The sequence below is a fragment of the Vibrio sp. ABG19 genome (genome assembly GCF_029962385.1).
In the GTDB taxonomy this organism is placed as follows: Bacteria; Pseudomonadota; Gammaproteobacteria; order Enterobacterales; family Vibrionaceae; genus Vibrio; species Vibrio ostreae.
This window is the reverse complement of sequence record NZ_CP071708.1, coordinates 1,679,060-1,698,406: the sequence shown is the minus strand read 5'-3', so window position 1 is coordinate 1,698,406 and position 19,347 is coordinate 1,679,060. Positions and strand designations below refer to the sequence as shown.

11 protein-coding genes are annotated in these 19,347 nt (G+C 51.3%); 6 read left to right on the top strand and 5 right to left on the bottom strand.

Annotated features, from left to right (window positions below):
* Positions 1-52: 52 nt before the first annotated feature.
* Positions 53-1,807, top strand: coding sequence for a GNAT family N-acyltransferase (locus J0X00_RS14065; protein ID WP_282477035.1), 1,755 nt, complete (start codon positions 53-55; stop codon positions 1,805-1,807).
* 431 nt (positions 1,808-2,238) lie between these two features.
* Here the strand turns inward: J0X00_RS14065 and J0X00_RS14060 are convergent, their stop codons facing one another.
* A complete protein-coding gene (locus J0X00_RS14060) occupies positions 2,239-3,168 on the bottom strand; it encodes a LysR family transcriptional regulator (protein ID WP_282477034.1) in 930 nt (309 codons plus the stop codon).
* A gap of 295 nt (positions 3,169-3,463) precedes the next feature.
* Here J0X00_RS14060 and J0X00_RS14055 point away from each other — a divergent pair, with 295 nt between their 5' ends.
* On the top strand, positions 3,464-4,963 hold the full coding sequence (locus J0X00_RS14055; protein ID WP_282477033.1) for a UbiD family decarboxylase: 1,500 nt from the start codon (positions 3,464-3,466) through the stop codon (positions 4,961-4,963).
* 379 nt (positions 4,964-5,342) lie between these two features.
* Here the strand turns inward: J0X00_RS14055 and J0X00_RS14050 are convergent, their stop codons facing one another.
* Together J0X00_RS14050 and J0X00_RS14045 are read right to left on the bottom strand one after the other, a co-directional pair.
* Positions 5,343-7,076 (bottom strand): BCCT family transporter, encoded by a 1,734-nt coding sequence (locus J0X00_RS14050; protein WP_282477032.1) that lies wholly within the window; start codon positions 7,074-7,076, stop codon positions 5,343-5,345.
* Between the two features lie 300 nt (positions 7,077-7,376).
* Positions 7,377-9,890 (bottom strand): CoA transferase, encoded by a 2,514-nt coding sequence (locus tag J0X00_RS14045; protein WP_282477031.1) that lies wholly within the window; start codon positions 9,888-9,890, stop codon positions 7,377-7,379.
* Positions 9,891-10,399: 509 nt separating this feature from the next.
* Between J0X00_RS14045 and J0X00_RS14040 the strand changes: the two genes are divergently transcribed.
* The 3 genes from J0X00_RS14040 to gcvA all read left to right on the top strand — a co-directional run bounded on the left by J0X00_RS14040 (position 10,400) and on the right by gcvA (position 14,424).
* Entirely contained in the window at positions 10,400-11,557 is a 1,158-nt protein-coding gene (locus J0X00_RS14040; RefSeq protein WP_136483252.1) for an iron-containing alcohol dehydrogenase, read from the top strand.
* Between the two features lie 176 nt (positions 11,558-11,733).
* Positions 11,734-13,224, top strand: coding sequence for a CoA-acylating methylmalonate-semialdehyde dehydrogenase (locus tag J0X00_RS14035; protein ID WP_282477030.1), 1,491 nt, complete (start codon positions 11,734-11,736; stop codon positions 13,222-13,224).
* A 276-nt stretch (positions 13,225-13,500) separates the two neighbouring features.
* Entirely contained in the window at positions 13,501-14,424 is a 924-nt protein-coding gene (gene gcvA, locus J0X00_RS14030; RefSeq protein WP_136483585.1) for a transcriptional regulator GcvA, read from the top strand.
* Positions 14,425-14,644: 220 nt separating this feature from the next.
* On the opposite strand, the gene glmS is transcribed toward gcvA, so the two are convergent.
* Both glmS and J0X00_RS14020 read right to left on the bottom strand, forming a co-directional pair.
* A complete protein-coding gene (gene glmS, locus J0X00_RS14025; RefSeq protein ID WP_136483209.1) occupies positions 14,645-16,477 on the bottom strand; it encodes a glutamine--fructose-6-phosphate transaminase (isomerizing) in 1,833 nt (610 codons plus the stop codon).
* Between the two features lie 92 nt (positions 16,478-16,569).
* On the bottom strand, positions 16,570-17,331 hold the full coding sequence (locus J0X00_RS14020; RefSeq protein ID WP_282477029.1) for a DeoR/GlpR family DNA-binding transcription regulator: 762 nt from the start codon (positions 17,329-17,331) through the stop codon (positions 16,570-16,572).
* Between the two features lie 436 nt (positions 17,332-17,767).
* On the opposite strand from J0X00_RS14020, the gene pykF reads away from it, so the two are divergent.
* Positions 17,768-19,180 (top strand): pyruvate kinase PykF, encoded by a 1,413-nt coding sequence (gene pykF, locus J0X00_RS14015; RefSeq protein ID WP_136483207.1) that lies wholly within the window; start codon positions 17,768-17,770, stop codon positions 19,178-19,180.
* Positions 19,181-19,347 lie beyond the last annotated feature (167 nt).

Here is a 19,347-nt window from a genome sequence, read left to right as displayed (position 1 = left end):
TGACACACAGCCTGACTAGCATAACGTCAACACATAGGATTGTGAGGACGTTATGCTATCCACCAGCCCCTTCAAATTACCGCGTAAAACCCCGTTTGGCCTTGGCGAACACCTGGCAGAATGGGCAACCGGATTAAGCCATCTGGATAAATTCTACGCCCAGCGCCCGGCCGGCTGTGACACCGCGCAGTTCCTGCGCTTTACCCTCGAAATTCTCGGTATCGATTATCAGCTCACGAAAGGATCGTTAGCTCATGTGCCGCAAAGCGGTGCCACTGTAGTGGTTGCCAACCACCCGCTCGGCTGCGTGGAAGGCGTCATTCTGGCCGAAATGCTGCTGACCCGCCGCTCTGACATCAAGATCCTCGCCAACCACTACCTCAAAACCGTACCGGAACTCGATTCACTGTTTATCGGCGTCGATGTGTTTGAAACCGAGAAATCGGCCAAAGCCAATCTGCTCGCGATGCGCCAGGCACATAAACACCTTGAGCAAGGGGGATTGCTGCTGATTTTCCCGGCTGGTGAAGTGTCGCAACTGGTCGATCGCAAACAGCGCCGCCTGGAAGACAAAGAGTGGAGTCACTCAGTCAGCCGCCTGATCAAAAAACACAAAGCTAAAACGGTGCCGGTGTTTATCGACGGCCATAATTCGAAACGCTTTTATATGGCAGGTAAAATCCACCCGCTGCTGCGCACCCTGATGCTGGGACGCGAGCTGCTCAATAAAAAACAGAGCTGTATCTCAATCGCGATTGGCGAAACCATTCACTACAAAGAGATTCACGATCTGTGCGACCAGCAGCTGGTCAATTACCTGCGCCTCAACACCTACCTACTGCACAGCCAGCACACCATCACGCGGAATAAGGCGACCCAGGACAGTTCGCTGCAGCCAATCGACAGCCGACTGCCATTGGAGGATCTGCGCCAGGATTTAGCGCGCCTGCCTTTCTCCGATCATCTGCTGCGCCACAACGAATTTGACGTCTACTGCACCCGGGCCGAAAACATTCCGGCCATCATGCATGAGATTGGTCGGGTAAGAGAAATCAACTTCCGTCAGGTCGGTGAAGGCACTGGGCTGGCGCTCGATATCGATGAGTTTGATCGCGACTACCTGCATCTGTTTATTTGGGATCGCGAGCGTCAGGCACTGGTCGGCGCCTACCGTCTTGGCCTGGTGGATCAAATTCTGACAGAGCGCGGTATCGACGGCCTCTACTCCAGCACCCTGTTCCATTACGATCCGCGCTTTTTGCACAACATGGGCAATGCGATTGAAATGGGTCGCTCGGTGATCGACACCTATTATCAGAAGAGCATGGCACCGCTGCTGCTGCTGTGGAAAGGCATCGCCACTTACGTCAGCCGCAACCCGCAGTACACTCATCTGTTCGGGCCGGTCAGCATCAGCAGTGATTACAGCGATCAGGCTCGGCGCCTACTGGCCGATACCATGACCCTGCACTACTACGACAAAGCGCAGGCGGATTTGGTCGAAGCCACCAACCCGCTGCCGGTCGGTCAAAATCTGTGGAATGCCAGCCTGCTTACCTCACTGGCCGATCTACAACTGCTGTCGCGGGTGATTGCGCGTATCGATGAAGGCAAAGGGATACCTGTTCTGCTGCGCCAGTATCTCGGCCTGAACGGCAAACTGGTCAGCTTCAACATCGACCCGGACTTTAACGATGCGCTGGACGGCCTGATTGTGGTTGACCTGCGCAACGTACCGCAGCGCACGCTGGCGCGCTATATGGGCAGCGCCGAAGCTGAGCAGTATCTGGACTACCACCAGCAATAATTATCTGCCAGACGAAACTATCTCTTAGGAGGACACACACCGTAATTAAATGCGCATCTCTTAACAGGACACACACCGTAACTCAAGCAGCAACTAAAGGTGTGTGTCCCCGTAACAAAGAGGCATCGTAACGGCGTGTGTCCCGCTTACTTTCCCTGCAATCATCTTTCTGCCCGCGAAGCCACGCCCTCTCTTACCTGGACACACACCGTAACTCAAGCAGCAACTAAAGGTGTGTGTCCTCGTAACAAAGAGGCATCGTAACGGCGTGTGTCCCGCTTACTTTCCCTGCAATCATCTTTCTGCCCGCGAAGCCACGCCCTCTCTTACCTGGACACACACCGTAACTCAAGCAGTAACTAAAGGTGTGTGTCCCCGTAACAAAGAGGCATCGTAAGGGCGTGTGTCCTGCTTACTCTTTCTCTGCAGACTTAAGCGCTACGATGGCGCGGGTGGGTGACAATCTCACTGATGATGTGCTCGCGAAACCAGCGGTGTGCGCTGTCATTGTTGAATTTTTCGTGCCAATAGACGGAATGCTGAGACTGCGCGACCCGAAACGGTAGCACCCGAACCACCAGGCCGAAGTCCTGCGCCATGTATGTCGCCAGATGCTGCGGCACCACAGAGATCATCTCGCTGCTGCGAATGGCACTAAAAGTCGGGATATAGCCCTGAGTGGTGAGTTTAATATTGCGTTTCAGACGGCGTTGGCTGAAATAGCGGTCAATCTGTTTCGAGCTGCCGCCACCAGTCACGGTCTGCACAAACGGCTGGGCAAGAAACTGATCCATGCTGATCTCAACCTGATTAGCCAGCGGATGATCCGCGCTCATCACCATCACCCAGTGATCTTTATCGATCACCTTACGGATGAAATTGGGCGCAAAGTCTTCATCTATGGTGATCACAAAGTCGATCAACCCCTCCAGCAGCAGGCTGCGCGCCTGCACATCCCAGTTGATAACATGAAACGACACCTGCGACTCATCATCCAGATAGGGCCGGAGCACATCCGGCAGAATGTAGGCACTGACGTAATCCGGACAGGCAATAATAAACTCGCGCTTATCCTTATCCGGATCATAACTGGCGGCAAAAATATCATTCAGCCCGTCCAGCACCAGCGCCAGACTCGACTGGATCTCAAGCGCAGTTGGCGTGAGCTGCATGTGTGACCCGACCCTTACCAGCAGTTGGTCATTGAGTAAGCGGCGTAACTGGGCGAGATGCTTACTCATGGTCGGCTGGGCGATACCCAGCGACTCTGCTGCCGCGGTAACACTCTTGTACTCCAGTAAGGCATTGAGCGGGATCAGCAGATTCATATTGATCTGATTAAGCGGTTTAACCTGCTTCATAAACATTCCAAAACATAATATTTCACATTCATTTTAGGTTATGGATAACTTGTACTCAATCTCTATACTGGACCGCAGATAACAGGTTGCTCTCTGCGACCCGTTCACAGCACCACCCCGCGTACCAACGGCGTATCGCCCGCTTTGACAGATCCGACAAATCACGCCCGTCAGACACAGCCTTAATGCTGGGCCAACGCACGCCCGTGATGGCCTTGTGTATTCCTCAAAGCCGCTGCCCACCGTTGTGCGTTAAACCTGAAGTAGCAGCACACCACCGCTGCGAGGATCTAACATGCAAAAATACCGCCCTGAAGATTATCAACGCGCCCGGGAAGAGATCACCGACCTGCGCTCCGCGATTCAATTTCTCTCCGAATATGAAGGCCAGCTGCTGGAAACCGATATCGAAGTCGATCCGGTCGGTGAACTGTCCGGTGTCTATCGTCATATCGGCGCGGCCGGCACTACCATGCGCCCAACCAAAGAAGGCCCGATGATGCTGTTTAACAACATCAAAGGCTTTGAGAAATCACCGGTTGCGATTGGCGTACTGGCCAGTCGCGCACGTACCGCCCTGCTGCTCGGCCATGAGCCGGAACACCTCGGCCATGCCATGATGCAGGCCGCCAACAACCCGATCAAACCGATCCTGGTCGATCAGGCGCCGTGCCAGGAAGTGGTGCACTACGCCGACGATCCGGACTTCGATATCCGCAAACTGATCCCGGCCCCCACCAACACAGTGGAAGATGCCGGCCCGTACGTCACCCTCGGCCTGGTGTATGCCGAAGATCCGGAAAACGGCGATACCAACGTCACCATTCACCGCCAGTGCTTTCAGTCGCGGGATGAAGTATCGATCTTCTTCGCGCCGGGCCGTCATATTGATGTGTTCCGTAAAAAAGCCGAAGCGATGGGCAAACCTCTTCCCATCACGGTCAATATCGGTCTCGATCCGGCAGTGTATGTTTCTGCCTGCTTTGAGCCACCAGTCACACCGCTTGGCTTTAACGAACTGGAAATTGCTGGCGCGTTCCGTAACCGCCCGGTCGAACTGGTTCAAGCCAAAACGGTAGATACCAAAGCGATTGCCCACGCAGAAATCGTGATTGAAGGCGAAATTATGCCGGACTACCGCGTGGTGGAAGATCAAAACAGCCACACCGGTAAAGCCATGCCGGAGTTTCCCGGTTACACCGGCGAAGCCAACCCGAGCCTGCCGGTGATCAAAGTAAAATCGGTGACAACGCGCACCAACCCAATCACCCAAACCTGTATCGGCTGCAGTGAAGAGCACGTCAGCCTGGCGGGTATCTGTACGGAAGCGAGTATTTTGTCGATGACTGAGCGCGCTATGCCGGGCCGGGTGCTCAACGTCTACGCCCACTCGTCCGGTGGCGGTAAACTGATGGCGGTGATGCAATTCAAGAAACTGAGCGCCAAAGATGAAGGTCGTCAGCGCCAGGCCGCACTGGTCGCCTTCGGTGCCTTCCCTGAGCTGAAGAACATCATAGTGGTTGAAGATGACGTGGATATTTTTGACTCTAACGATGTGCTGTGGGCGCTCAATACCCGCCACCAGGCCGATGTCGATACCATCGTCATTCCGGGCGTGACCACCCACGTACTCGACCCGTCACAAATGCCGGACATGAGCCCGTCGATCAAGGCGCGCGGTATGTCGTGTAAAACCATCTACGACTGCACCATCCCTCTGGAACTGAAAGAGACCCGCTTCCAGCGCTCGCAGTTTATGGAAGTCGATTATCAACGCTTCTTACCACAAGACTGATCCTACGAGCAGAGCTCCAGCAGAACATGCGCTAAGCAGGACACACACCTCAACGAGCGATAAACCCAAAGGCGTGTGTCCTCGTTAAAAAGCGACATCACGACGGTGTGTCCTCTGTCCCGGTTAAAGATTGGCCCTGTTAAGGCTTCAACGATTAAAGGGATTTAAGAGAAGGCGTGTTCAAGTGACCAAAAGTAAAAAGGCACAGCCAGAAATCAATCTGACTGCGCCTGAACAATCGGCAGGACAACCCGGCGTATGCTCCCCCTTATACCGGGTTGTCCCTGTGCTTACTGTGCCCCGGCCAATGGGTGGGCGAGAGACAAGTAACTGATTCACCTAAGGGCGAAGATTATCGGTTAGTGGATCACTCCCTTGCTCAGGAAAGATCGGCGATTTCTCTTTCCACGATTTTTTTCACTTGATCCTCATCGGCAACAAAGCTTTCTCTGTCTTTGCGTAACGATTTCACCAAACCAAACATCATCGCAATAATAACAAGGGTAAAGGGCAAAGCCCCTGCAATCGAGGCCGCTTGCAGTGCTTTTAACGCCTCTTTCCCCCCCATTAACATAATCATCAGGGTGACCACTCCCAGTAACGAGCCCCACAAAATACGTTGCTGGACAGGTGGACGACGCCCGAACGATAGCAGCCGGCCCAATACCAGAGTGCCAGAGTCCGAAGCGGTCACGAAAAAGACCACCACCACAATCAGCGCGCAGACTTTTGCAATGGTCGCTGCGATACCAGGGGTGAGCACATCAAAGGCGGCAAACAAGGTGCCCGCATAATCCCAATGGTTTACCGCGGTGTGGTAAATGGTCATGTTCGAGCCATAAATCGATTGATAGATACCCGCTGAACCGATAACGCTGAACCAGATCAAGGAAACTAACGTCGGGATAAAGATGACGCCCATAACAAACTCGCGGATGGTACGTCCTCGTGAGATGCGCGCGATAAACATGCCGACAAACGCCGACCAGGCAATCCACCATCCCCAATAGAAGATGGTCCAGCCGCCCTGCCAGGTTTGTTCTTCTGTGCTTCGTGCCGTCCACAAAGTCATAAAGAAAGACTGGGAAACGTATTCTCCCAGCGTCGTTAAACTGCTCGCAATCAAGTAGTTACCATTCGATGCCAAAAGAAAATACAGAATAATAGTAATGCAGATGTAGCTGTTGAACTGAGACAGCATATTAATACCTTTGGCGACACCGCTTGTGGCCGACAAGGTCGCAATCAAGGTAATAAAGATGATAGACAGAACGGTGACGGTGGTGGATTTTTCTGCTAAAAAGTTGAGTGAAATGAGTCCGGCGCTGATCTGCTCCACCCCCAGTCCCAACGTGGTGGCAATACCGAAGATAGTGCCAAAAACGGCCAGTATATCCACCGCATGCCCTATCGGGCCGTAAATCTTATTGCCAATTAATGGATAAAGCGCGGAACGAATTGAAAGCGGCAGCCCCTTCCGAAAAGAAAAATAAGCGAGTGACAAGCCGACGATGGCATACAACCCCCACCCCACAGCTCCCCAATGGAATACGGTTAGGGTCACTCCCCCCACCGCGGCTTCGGCCACCAGATCATTAGGAACCGGAAATCCGGCATCTCCGGGTTGCAAGCCAGCGGCCAGTGCGACCTGTTTGGCTTCAAAAAAACGCCTGACCGCGCTTTTCACCTCGGCGCTCATGAACGGATTGCCGCCGCTCCAGTCGCTGGCAAAGTGTATCATGGGTTCAGACATGGAAAAAAACAGCATACCGGCCCCGGTTCCACAGCCAAACAGCATAGAAAACCAAGCAAAATTGGAAAACTCCGGTTTTTCGTCATCCCTGCCTAACCGAATGCCTCCCACCTTAGAAAGCATTAACGTTGTGCACACCAGGAAAGAAAGCAGCATGATGATAATGTAATACCAGCCCAGCGTTTCTTCGATCCATCTTTTTAGCCTCAGGAACTGCTGACTGGCCACTTCCCCCAGCAAAATGGTATAGAGAATAAACACCACAACCATCACTAAAGCGGTTATTCCCAGGGTTGCATTGAGGCCTTTAAGTACTCCTCGCTGAGCAATAAAGGCATCGATCTGTCTATCTTCAAGCATTGGTAACCTCTTATTTTTTTTATTGTGCCAGTGTTATCCTAAAAATCTAAAAGGGATACAACAAACTAGAAAAACAGGGTCATTCCATAAGTAAATTAATGGATTACCAGCAAAACCCTATCCGTTTAACCCGGTTTATATGCACTAGTGTCGCTTACTCTGGGATAATGCGATCAAGTCATCGCCACAGGGGCAGTGACTTGATCCGATTGCATTATTGAGTCCCAACCACTGAATACATGTTCTATTACTTATTACTTAGTAATTACTAATTATTGGCTATTGGCTTTTGGCTACGCGCTAGCCGGGCAAATATTGTTTACTCCAGCCTAAGCTGGCGATATTAAGCTCGATCATGCTTGCTATTTCACACTCGCTATAGCCGATACTGGCTAACACGGCTTGGGTTGAGTGACCAAATTTTTCCGTCGCAGCGATCGCCCGTATTGCCGCCCGGCTTGGCCGAATCGAATAGTGGTCAATTTGGGTAAAACAATGCCCGCTGGGATGATCAGGATAAATAGAAAACGCATAACTCCCTAAATGCGTGCCAACGCTGCCATCGTGCACACGGCTGTATTGCTGGCGTAAAGCCTCGATGGAGTTTGGCTCCGCCACCGCGACATCGGCCTCACGGAGAAGATTGAGCCAATGGGCAGTCGCCGCTTGTTTGAAAGCATTTTTTAAATAGACGTGTACATCCGGCGTATCGCTCAGCTCGGTTAAACCCTCAATGGCGGTGAGTTGGTCCAATTCGCTCGGATTGGAGTCGAGAAAGATCCAACCGTCCAGGGTTTGATAAAAATGTGACAGCGGATGATTGCCTAATACGGTGCGGCCCGATGCCTCGTTAAATGGCTCTCGTCCTTCATAATCAAACATAAACGGAAGCTGAGCCATATTGGTGACCGCCGAAAGAGACGTTCTGACCCTGCTGACCTGACCGGTCATTAATTGATGGTACATCGCCAACGCCATCCCCATACCCGCTGCAAAACCACAGTTGACGTCTAAGGTACCGACATGAGCGTGTTCTTCCGGCGTTTCACTTCCGCCAAAACGCATCATGATGCCACTGTTGGCCTGAATAATATCATCGTAACCAATGTAGTTGGTTTTAGGTCCTGGCAAGGGGCCACCAAAACAGTCTAAGCGACAAAACAGCACCTCCGGATTGACCGCAAGCAGACTCTGAGCGTCCAGGCCCAGAGGTTCAAGCTGGCGTTGCGGGGCATTAATCAGCACCAGATCCACCGACCGGATCAGGCGATGCAGCACTTCACGGCCTTGTTCGGTCATGATGTTAACCAACGCTTTCTTTTTGCCCATATCAGTTTGAAAGCTGTAGACACAGCCGATGAGCGGATCATAAAGCGGCGTGACCGGATCCAGCTTAATCACCTCTGCCCCAAATCGGCCTAAAAACGCGCCCGAGTGAGGTCCGGCGATCACATTGGTCAGATCGAGCACTTTTTTACCGTCCAGCCAGCCTTTCTGCTCTTGGCCAGTGGCGCCAACCGCTTGAACTGCATTAGGTGCAAAAGGAGAAACTGTGCTATTTAAACGCTCTAATGCTGCCTCAAAACTGACAAATTCTCTGCCCCTGGCTTGGATAAACGCCGCCGGATTGTGTTCAAACCAGACTAACGGGCCAGGCTGCTTCATCCAGCCATATTCTGGGTCATTCACCTCAATAATTAAACCGGCCTGGTTGGTATGCTCGTCATGCAGCCATTCTTGCGTTGTACGCTGTGACGCGCCAGGGATCCCCGTTTCGCCAAAAATGCGATCCCACTCACTGGCCGTTTTGGTCAGAAACGCCCGCTTCATTTTAGCGGCAACGACCTTGGCCCATTTTTCCGGCAACGGGTAGACTCCGAGTGAGGTCTCCCCGTCCCATTCATCGACCGGTAAGTGCAGATCTTTTACTTCGGGAAAGCCTTCCGCCATCAGCTCATCGTACACGCCAAGAACCTGCAGAGCACGTTTGGCATGATTACGGTGAGACGGACACACACAGTAAAACTTTCGGCCATCGGCACAATCATAGGTGCGGAAAAACGGATCTAAGTACTCTTGCAGCTCGGCATAACTGAGATCCATGTCTATGTCATTGTCGCGACGATAAGCAATTTCATGCTCCCGCATGGTCTTGTAGCGCTCGGGCAGCTGATCAATCACAAACGAATTATATGAAAGGCCTTCCATTAAGGCCGCCGCGACCGGCACTTCGATGTGGTCGCCCTGGCCGCTTTGCGCCCGTTCATACAAGGCCATGACAACGGAACTGGCTGCCAGCGATATGGCATAGGAGGAGCCAAGCGGAACCGGCGAAAAGCTGGGCTCAATCCCCATCAGCACACGGTTAAATCCCATATCGGTAAAAGAGCCTGAGGTGGCCGCGATGATCGCCTCGGTCGCTTTCCATTCTCGTCTTAGCATGTCGTTGCTGGCAAAGCCTGGTATCGACAAGGTGATCAGTTCAGGACGCTCTGCGCGTAATGCATCGAAATCAATGCCAAGTCGACTTAAAACACCCGGCCGAAAGTTCTCGATCACCACGTCTGCCTGCGCAATCAGCTGTTGTGCCTGGCTTAGCCCTGTCGCGGATTTTAAGTCTAAGGTGATGCACTGTTTATTGCGATTTAACACTGCATTGGCAGGGCTAACCCACTGTGGCCCTTGCGGTGGGTCAATATGAATCACTGTTGCGCCAAGGTCGGCTAACGTCATGGCAACAGCTGGAGCAGCGATTTGTTGTCCAAAGTCCACGACCCGGACACCAACAAGAGGCAGTTGATGGTTATTATTCATCTCTATTGATCCTGTGTAAAAAGCGTCTTTTCACTGAATGAAGAAACCCCGTTTGGAGCGGGCTTATTCACTTGTTTTTTATTACCGCGGCAGAGCCACCTCGTAAGTACTGCAAAGTTCAGCACAGGCGGAATACTAGAATTGCACTTCGATAGCCACTAGCAATAAAAACAAGACCAATGGGTGAATTTTTTTTATGTCTGCGAAAAAATAACAAAGTTGAATATACAAGCGGCTGATAAAAATAAGATATTTAAATAGGCTCACCAGAGCAGATTAACAGCTATAAAAATATTTAACTCTAAGGGTTATTTTTTATTGCTTTAAAGATCCAAGCTTATTCATAACAATGAAGTTGTTTATCAGTCTTAGGTTGGGTTAATTCCTGCTGAGTCATAACGCAATAATGCTTACCCGTATTTAATTGCCGTATTGAATGCTTAGCCGTATTTGAGGTGTTATTTGCAGATAAGCTAAGGATAAGCTAAATAACAATAAGTGGAGCCGATATGTCTAACCAAATAATTCTGCCTCGTATCCTCCAGGTAGGAGAAAATGCCAGTTTAGAAATTCCGACCATTCTGAACAGTCTAGGGTGCTCTCGCCCCCTCATCATTACAGATAAAATGATGGTTGAACTGGGCTATGCGCAACAAGTTCAGTCTTGCTTAAACGAGCATCAAATCATCTCGGAAGTGTTTGATGATACCGTGCCAGAGCCAACAGTCAGCTCAATTCAGGCGGGAGTCAACGTCGTTCGTCATGGTAACTTTGACAGTATTATTGCTTTAGGCGGCGGCAGTCCAATCGACAGCGCAAAGGCGATCAGTATCCTGGGTAAATTTGGCGGCGAAATGCGCGATTACAAATTCCCAAGAGTCGTCAATGAACAAGGTCTGCCTATCATCGCCGTCCCGACCACAGCCGGTACCGGCTCCGAAGTGACACGCTTTACCATCATCACCGACGAGACCAATGATGAAAAGATGCTGTGTGCAGGGGTGGGTTTTATGCCAATCGCTGCTCTGGTCGATTACACACTGACCCTGAGCCTGCCTGCCCGAATCACCGCCGATACCGGCATTGACGCTTTGACGCATGCCATAGAAGCCTATGTCAGTAAAAAGGCCAGTCCGTACAGTGACAGCCAAGCCATTGCCGCGATGAAGTTAATCGGCCCTCACCTGCGCCGCGCTTATCACGATGGTCGAGATCATCAAGCCCGGGAAGCCATGATGTTAGGTTCTACATTAGCCGGCATTGCCTTTTCTAACGCTTCCGTTGCCTTAGTGCACGGTATGAGCCGACCGATTGGCGCCGCCTTTCATGTTCCTCACGGGCTCTCCAATGCCATGCTGTTACCCGCGGTGACCGAGTTTTCAATTCCAAGCGCAGCGCACAGGTACGCGGACTGTGCGCGGGCAATGGGTGTTGCTACGCAATCCGATAGCGATCAAGAGGCCAACCGTAAACTCATGGCGGAACTGCATGCGCTCAATGACGAACTGATGGTACCGACGCCAGCGCAATTTGGCATCGACCGCCAGCAGTTTTTGGCACTCATGCCTACGATGGCAGAACAAGCTCTGGCATCAGGCTCACCAAATAATAACCCCGTTGTACCAACACCAGAACAAATCATCGAAATTTATCAACAGCTTTGGTGAGTGAGTACAGCATGACGAGCTCGCCCGGACGGCTCGCTCTTAGCGCAATGTTTGTACTTAACGCAATGTTTGTACTTAACGCGATATTTGTACTTAACACCATATTGATAATTAACGTAATACCTTGTACTCAAAGAAAAAACCAGTAACAGGCAAACTATATTCGAGGAAGAACAATGAACACCATCGGACACCTAATTAACGGTCAGTTAGTAACAACAGCTCAACGCTTGCAAGATGTTTACAACCCTGCAACCGGTACAGCCTCAAAGCAGGTTGCCTTAGCACCGAAAGAAACCGTGCAAGAAGCGATTGCCGCTGCGCAGGCAGCATTCCCGGCCTGGCGCGATACGCCAGCGATCAAAAGAGCCAGGGTTATGTTCCGCTTCAAGGAATTACTGGAGCAACATGCAGATAAAATTTGCCAGTTGATCGGCGAAGAGCATGGCAAGATCTGCCATGACGCGGCTGGTGAGCTACAAAGAGGCATCGAGAACGTCGAATTTGCCTGCGGCGTGCCGGAACTGCTCAAAGGCGAGTTCAGTAAAAATGTCGGGCCAAATATTGATTCCTGGAGTGAATTTCAGCCATTAGGTGTAGTGGCCGGAATTACCCCTTTCAACTTCCCGGCCATGGTACCGATGTGGATGTTTCCGCTCGCCATTGCCTGTGGTAACACCTTCGTTCTGAAACCTTCAGAACGCGACCCGAGCTCAACCCTGTATATTGCCCAGCTGTTAAAAGAAGCCGGCCTGCCGGATGGCGTACTCAACGTAGTCAATGGCGATAAAGAAGCCGTTGATGTGCTATTAACGGATGAGCGTATTAAAGCGGTCAGCTTTGTCGGGTCGACCCCGATTGCCGAATACATTTATGCCACAGCGTGTGCCAATGGTAAGCGTTGCCAAGCATTGGGCGGAGCGAAAAACCACGCGATTGTGATGCCGGATGCGGATATGGACAATGCGGTTAACCAACTGCTCGGCGCGGCATTTGGCTCATCAGGTGAACGCTGCATGGCGTTGTCGGTTGCGGTTGCGGTCGGCAAAGAAGCGGCCAATGCCTTGGTCGACAAAATGCAAACCGCGATGCAGCACCTTGCAGTTGGTGAGTACAGTGACAAAAACAATGATTTTGGCCCGGTGATCACGCGCGAGCATCAGCAAAAGATTATCGGTTACATTAACAGTGCGGAAGCTGATGGTGCGAGCGTAGTGGTCGATGGTCGCCATCCCAACGTAGCGGGCTATGAGAGCGGCTTCTTTGTCGGCGCAACATTGATAGATGGCGTCACCCCCTCAATGCAAAGCTACCAGGAAGAAATTTTCGGTCCCGTCCTGCAGGTGGTTCGTGTCGAGACCATGGAACAAGCAATGCAGCTGATTAATGATCATGAATACGGAAACGGTACTTGCATCTTCACGCGTGATGGCGAAGCTGCGCGCTATTTCTCTGATCACATTCAAGTGGGCATGGTCGGGATCAACGTACCGCTTCCTGTCCCCGTCGCTTATCATAGCTTTGGCGGTTGGAAACGCTCGCTGTTTGGTGATATGCATGCCTATGGCCCTGATGGGGTGCGCTTCTACACCAAGCGTAAAACCATCACACAGCGTTGGCCGTCAAGCGGCGTGCGCGAAGGTGTGACCTTTGCTTTCCCGAGCTAAGCCTCCCATCGTCATCATAGCCAGTCCAGCCTAGCGCTGGCCTGGCTTTTTTATCCGGTGTAAAAGTCGCTGTTTACGATATTCAGCGAATCGCTTCTTCATATTCATCACCTCCGTCATTGGATAAACATTAGTCAGTGCAGACCAGAGCAGATTAAAGGGAACTGGTCACAAAATAGCAAATGCAGCCGTTCACGCCCAACTTGTTAGGGTTAGAATGACGGTAAAAAAAAACGTTTTAAACGCACACAGCCTAGTGAACATAAGAAGCAAAAAATGAAAAAAAAACTGCCCCCCCTCAATTGGCTTAGATCATTTGAAGTTTCCGCACGCTGCCTGAACTTCACCCAGGCAGCTCAGGAACTTAACATGACTCAAGCCGCCGTCAGCCAGCAAATCAAAGGATTAGAAGCGCAATTAGGTACTGAGCTGTTTAAACGCTTACCCAGAGGCTTAGAACTGACCAAATCCGGCCGTGCATATATTCCCATCGTGCATGAATCTATCAAACGGCTGGCCGACGTCACCAATGAATTGTTTGGGCAAGGGCAGACCCGGCCGTTAACCATTCGCTCTAGTCTGGTTTTTTTTAGCACGTGGTTAGCGCCGCGATTAGGGCGTTTCAGAAAACTGCACCCAGAGGTCAACCTGCGCCTGCCGGCCAATATCTGGGTAGAAAATCTCGATAAAGAATCGGACATGGAGATTCGTTACGGAATGGGGGAGTGGTTTGGTATGCATTGCCACAGACTCACCTGGGACTACCTGATCCCGGTATGTAGCCCTGCACTTCTCAATACTACTATCCCGCTAACCACGCCCAATCAACTGCTCAATCACACCCTGCTGCATGTTGACGGGTATAACGAAGGATGGGCTTACTGGCTGAACAAAACCGGCTTTGCGCACATTGACTCTTCGCAGGGGATTCATTTTGATACCTTAATTTCAGCCCTCGAACTGGCCAAAGCTGGCGAAGGGGTTGCATTAGGAAGAAGCTCTTTGATTCAAGGCATGCTCACCGCCGGGCAATTGGTGGCGCCATTTGAACAAAAACTCCCAACCAGTGAGGCATTTTATCTGGTGAGCCCTAACCAAGCTATCGAGCATCCCCACGCTCGCCTGTTTCGGTCTTGGCTGTTAAACGAAGTGGAACAAGGAAAAAGCCACTGGTCTTTGCCGGCCTGCGGGACGGCCTAGTGCTGATTATATGGGGTCTGTAGACACAAACGAAGCCCCCTTAAAACTCACTCCTCTCAGCCCTCTTTTAGCAGGACACACACCATCTCTTACCAGGACACACACCGTAACTCAAGCAGCAACTAAAGGTGTGTGTCCTGTTCCGGGAAAGTGAATACACAAAAAGGCGCAGCCAGAAATGCCTCTGACTGCGCCTTTGTTGTTGGGTCGGGTAACTGAATTACTCTACGGTTACCGCTTTAGCCAGGTTGCGTGGCTGGTCGACGTCGGTGCCTTTGATCAGGGCAACGTGGTATGACAGCAGCTGCATCGGTACGGTGTAGAAGATCGGTGCGGTGATCTCGCTGACGTGCGGCATCGGGATGATCTTCATGCTTTCGTCGGCTTCAAAGCCGGCCTTCTCATCGGCGAACACATACAGCAGGCCGCCACGGGCGCGCACTTCTTCTACGTTCGATTTTAGTTTTTCCAGCAGGTCGTTGTTGGGTGCAATCACCACGACCGGCATATCGGCGTCGATCAGTGCCAGCGGGCCGTGTTTCAGTTCACCGGCTGCATAGGCTTCTGCGTGGATGTAGGAAATTTCTTTCAGCTTCAGTGACGCTTCCATCGCGATTGGGTAGTACTCACCGCGGCCCAGGAACAGGGTGTGGTGCTTGTCGGCAAAATCTTCCGCCAGGGTCTGGATCTGCTTGTCGAACGCCAGAGCGCTTTCAATTTGTGCCGGCAGCGCGTGGATCGCCTCAACGATTTCCGCTTCTTTGGCTTTATTGATTCGGCCCTGCTCTTTACCAATTGCCGTGACCAGCATCAGCATCGCCGCCAGTTGCGTCGTAAAGGCTTTGGTTGAAGCCACACCGATTTCAGTTCCGGCGCGGGTCATAAACGCGATGTCGGATTCACGTACCAGAGATGAACCGGAGACGTTACAGATGGTCATCGCAGCCATGTAGCCACGCTCTTTGGCGATACGCAGCGCAGCCAGAGTATCGGCGGTTTCACCCGACTGAGACAAGGTGATCAGCAGGCTGTTCGGACGGGTCACGAAGTTGCGGTAACGAAATTCAGACGCGATTTCTACGTCACAGCTGACACCGGCCAGCGCTTCAAACCAGTAGCGCGCTGCCATGCCCGAGTTGTAAGAAGTACCACAGGCGATGATCTGCACGTGCTCTACTTTACTCAGGATCTCGACCGCGTTAACACCAATGCTTTCGGTGATCACTGAATCTTTAGTGATACGGCCTTCCATGGTGTTGAGCAGCGCTTTTGGCTGTTCAAAGATCTCTTTTTGCATGAAGTGACGGTACTGGCCTTTATCACCGGCATCGTGCTCGGCGTTCGATTCGACAATCTCACGCTCAACCTGCTCACCTAAAGTGTTAAAAACGTTCACTTCGCGGCGGGTCATTTCCGCCACGTCACCTTCTTCCAGGTACATAAAGCGGCGGGTCACACTCAGCAGGGCCAGTTGATCTGAAGCCAGGAAGTTTTCGCCGACACCAAAACCGATCACGATCGGGCTGCCGGAACGGGCCACGACCAGACGGCTTGGGTCTTTGCGATCCACAACCACAGTACCGTACGCTCCTTCCAGCTGCTTAACGGTTTTTTGTACCGCTTCCAGCAGCGAAGAAGCGCTGCGCAGTTCCCACTCCACCAGGTGAGCGATCACTTCGGTATCGGTTTGTGATTCAAATACGTAGCCGCGCGCGCGCAGTTGCTCACGCAGGGTTTCGTAGTTTTCGATGATGCCGTTGTGCACCACAGCGATGTCACCGGACATGTGCGGGTGGGCGTTGACTTCAGACGGCTCACCGTGCGTGGCCCAGCGGGTATGGGCGATCCCGGTACCACCGGAGACCTGCGCGGCGTCAACCGCGTCGGCCAGTTCCTGCACTTTACCCAGGCGGCGGATGCGGGTCAGTTGCTGCTCTCCATCCACAATCGCTACACCGGCTGAGTCGTAACCACGGTACTCAAGACGGCGCAGGCCTTCGACCAGAATTTCTGCCACATCACGCTGCGCTACCGCGCCAACAATTCCACACATGTTTATACTCCATTAATCATTTTGTTCTGTTTTGAACGACATTATCCTACCCGCCAACACAGGCATACCATTCAAAACGGGATAATTGGTTATCAGGCCCGGATCACCCGCACCTGATGAGATTCAATTTGTTCAGCATAGTCATCAGACAGATCTCTGTCCGTGACCAGCACGTCTATACTGTCCCAGGCCAGTTCCAGATTGGGAATCTTACGGCCGATTTTTTCTGACTCGACCATCACAATCACTTCACGCGATACTTCCGCCATCACCTTGCTCAGGCCGACCAGTTCGTTGAACGTGGTGGTGCCGCGTGCCAAATCAATGCCGTCTGCGCCGATAAACAGCTGATCAAAATCATAAGAGCGCAGCACAGATTCTGCCACCTGGCCCTGGAATGATTCCGAATGGGTATCCCAGGTGCCGCCGGTCATTAATAAGGTGGGTTCGCTTTCCAGTTCATTGAGGGCATTGGCGACATTGAGCGAGTTGGTCATCACCACCAGGCCGCGTTTGTCGTTCAGTTGCTGAATCAGTGCCGCGGTGGTACTGCCGCTGTCGATCACAATTCGGTTATGTTCCCGGATTAACTCTGCTGCCGCCTTTGCCAGCTCAACCTTTCGAAACGAAACTTTTGAACTCATTTCATCAGCGACCACTTCGCGCGGCAGGGCTATCGCACCACCGTAGCGTCTGAGCAGCAGGCCATTGGTTTCCAGTGAGGCCAAATCCTTACGGATGGTGACTTCGGAAGTATCAAACTGACTGGAAAGCGCTTCGACGCTCACTTCACCTTTCTCATTGACCAGATTGGCAATCGCGTGGCGTCTGAGCTGAGTATTTCGTTTCGACATGATTTCTTGTTTTGTTAGTTTCGAACCGAAAGAAATTATAATCAAGATGAAACATTTCTGTCCATTTATTTCGATCCAAAAAATTATTATTTCGCGCTAAAACCTTGTCCTAAGACAAACCTTAGACAGTGATATTGCCTTCATTCAGTGTTAGAATTCACACCCGAAAAGAAAAAAAATTACAGAATCAGATCACGAACTGGTGTCACAAAAGCCGTTCAACATGGATAAGTTGAAGATTTCTGAAATTTCATCCCATACAAATGGTCATAAAATGACTAAATTTGTTGAAAGACTTTCAGCTTTGAGGTGAGTAAAACTCGTGAACTACACTTGGCAATAGAAGAAGATAAGTTGCCACCACCGAGCTCACTTCGACGCTAACAACGAAACTTTACTTTATTTATTAAATTTTATTTACCGGAGAGACCCTTCCATGAAAAAGACCAAAATCGTTTGTACGATTGGCCCTAAAACTGAATCTGTAGAGAAGCTGACTGAACTGGTTGCAGCTGGCATGAACGTGATGCGCCTTAACTTCTCTCACGGTGACTTTGTTGAGCACGGTACTCGCATCGCGAACTTCCGTACTGTCATGGAAAACACAGGTAAGGAACTGGCTATCCTGCTGGATACTAAAGGTCCTGAAATCCGTACCATCAAACTGGAAAACGGGGATGACGTTGAGCTGGTTGCCGGCCAGGAATTCACCTTCACGACGGATACTAAAGTAGTCGGTAACAAAGACATCGTTGCAGTGACTTACGCAGGTTTCGCGAACGACCTGAACGTCGGTAACACTATCCTGGTTGACGATGGTCTGATCGAAATGGAAGTGGTGGCGAAAACTGACAGCGAAGTAAAATGTAAAGTTCTCAACAACGGCGCACTGGGCGAAAACAAAGGTGTTAACCTGCCAGGCGTTTCTGTGAACCTGCCAGCGCTGTCTGAAAAAGACAAAAACGACCTGAAATTTGGTTGTGAGCAAGGCGTTGATTTCGTTGCAGCATCTTTCATCCGTAAAGGTTCTGACGTGAAAGAAATCCGCGACGTGCTGAAAGCATTCGGCGGCGAAAACATCCAGATCATCTCTAAAATCGAAAACCAGGAAGGCGTAGACAACTTCGACGAAATTCTGGAACTGTCTGACGGTATCATGGTTGCACGTGGCGACCTGGGTGTAGAAATCCCGGCTGAAGAAGTTATCTTCGCGCAGAAGATGATGATCGAGAAATGTAACCGCGCGCGTAAAGTGGTTATCACTGCAACCCAAATGCTGGATTCAATGATCAAGAACCCACGTCCGACTCGCGCAGAAGCGGGTGACGTAGCGAACGCGATCATGGACGGTACTGACGCAGTGATGCTGTCTGGTGAAACCGCGAAAGGTAAATACCCGGTTGAAGCTGTGAAGATCATGGCGCAAATCGCAAACCGTACTGACGCCGCACTGAAAGCGGAACTGGGCTCTCGTCTCGACAGCCCACGTCTGCGCATCACTGAAGCTGTATGTAAAGGCGCGGTAGATACTGCTGAGAAACTGGCTGCACCACTGATCGTGGTTGCAACTGAAGCGGGTAAATCAGCACGTTCAGTACGTAAGTACTTCCCGACTGCGAACATCATCGCGGTAACGACTAACAAGAAAACCGCCGCTCAGCTGGTGCTGACTAAAGGTGTGCGTCCGGTCGTGGTTGATTCAATCGCCAGCACTGATGACTTCTACCGTCTGGGTAAAGAGATTGCTCTGGAATCTGGTCTGGGTAAGAAAGGCGACATCGTAGTTATGGTTTCTGGCGCTCTGGTTGCTTCAGGTACCACTAACACAACGTCTGTTCACGTACTGTAATTTCAGTAGCAGCACTTGTCCGGTCTGCGCCGGATAAAATAACAGACAATAAAAAATCGGGGCATGCCCCGATTTTTTTGTCTTTAATTTCTGTGGTTCAGCTACCAGCCAAAGAACTCTTTGTGATGGGTATTCAGCAATAAAACCATAGGTAGGAAATAAAGTGC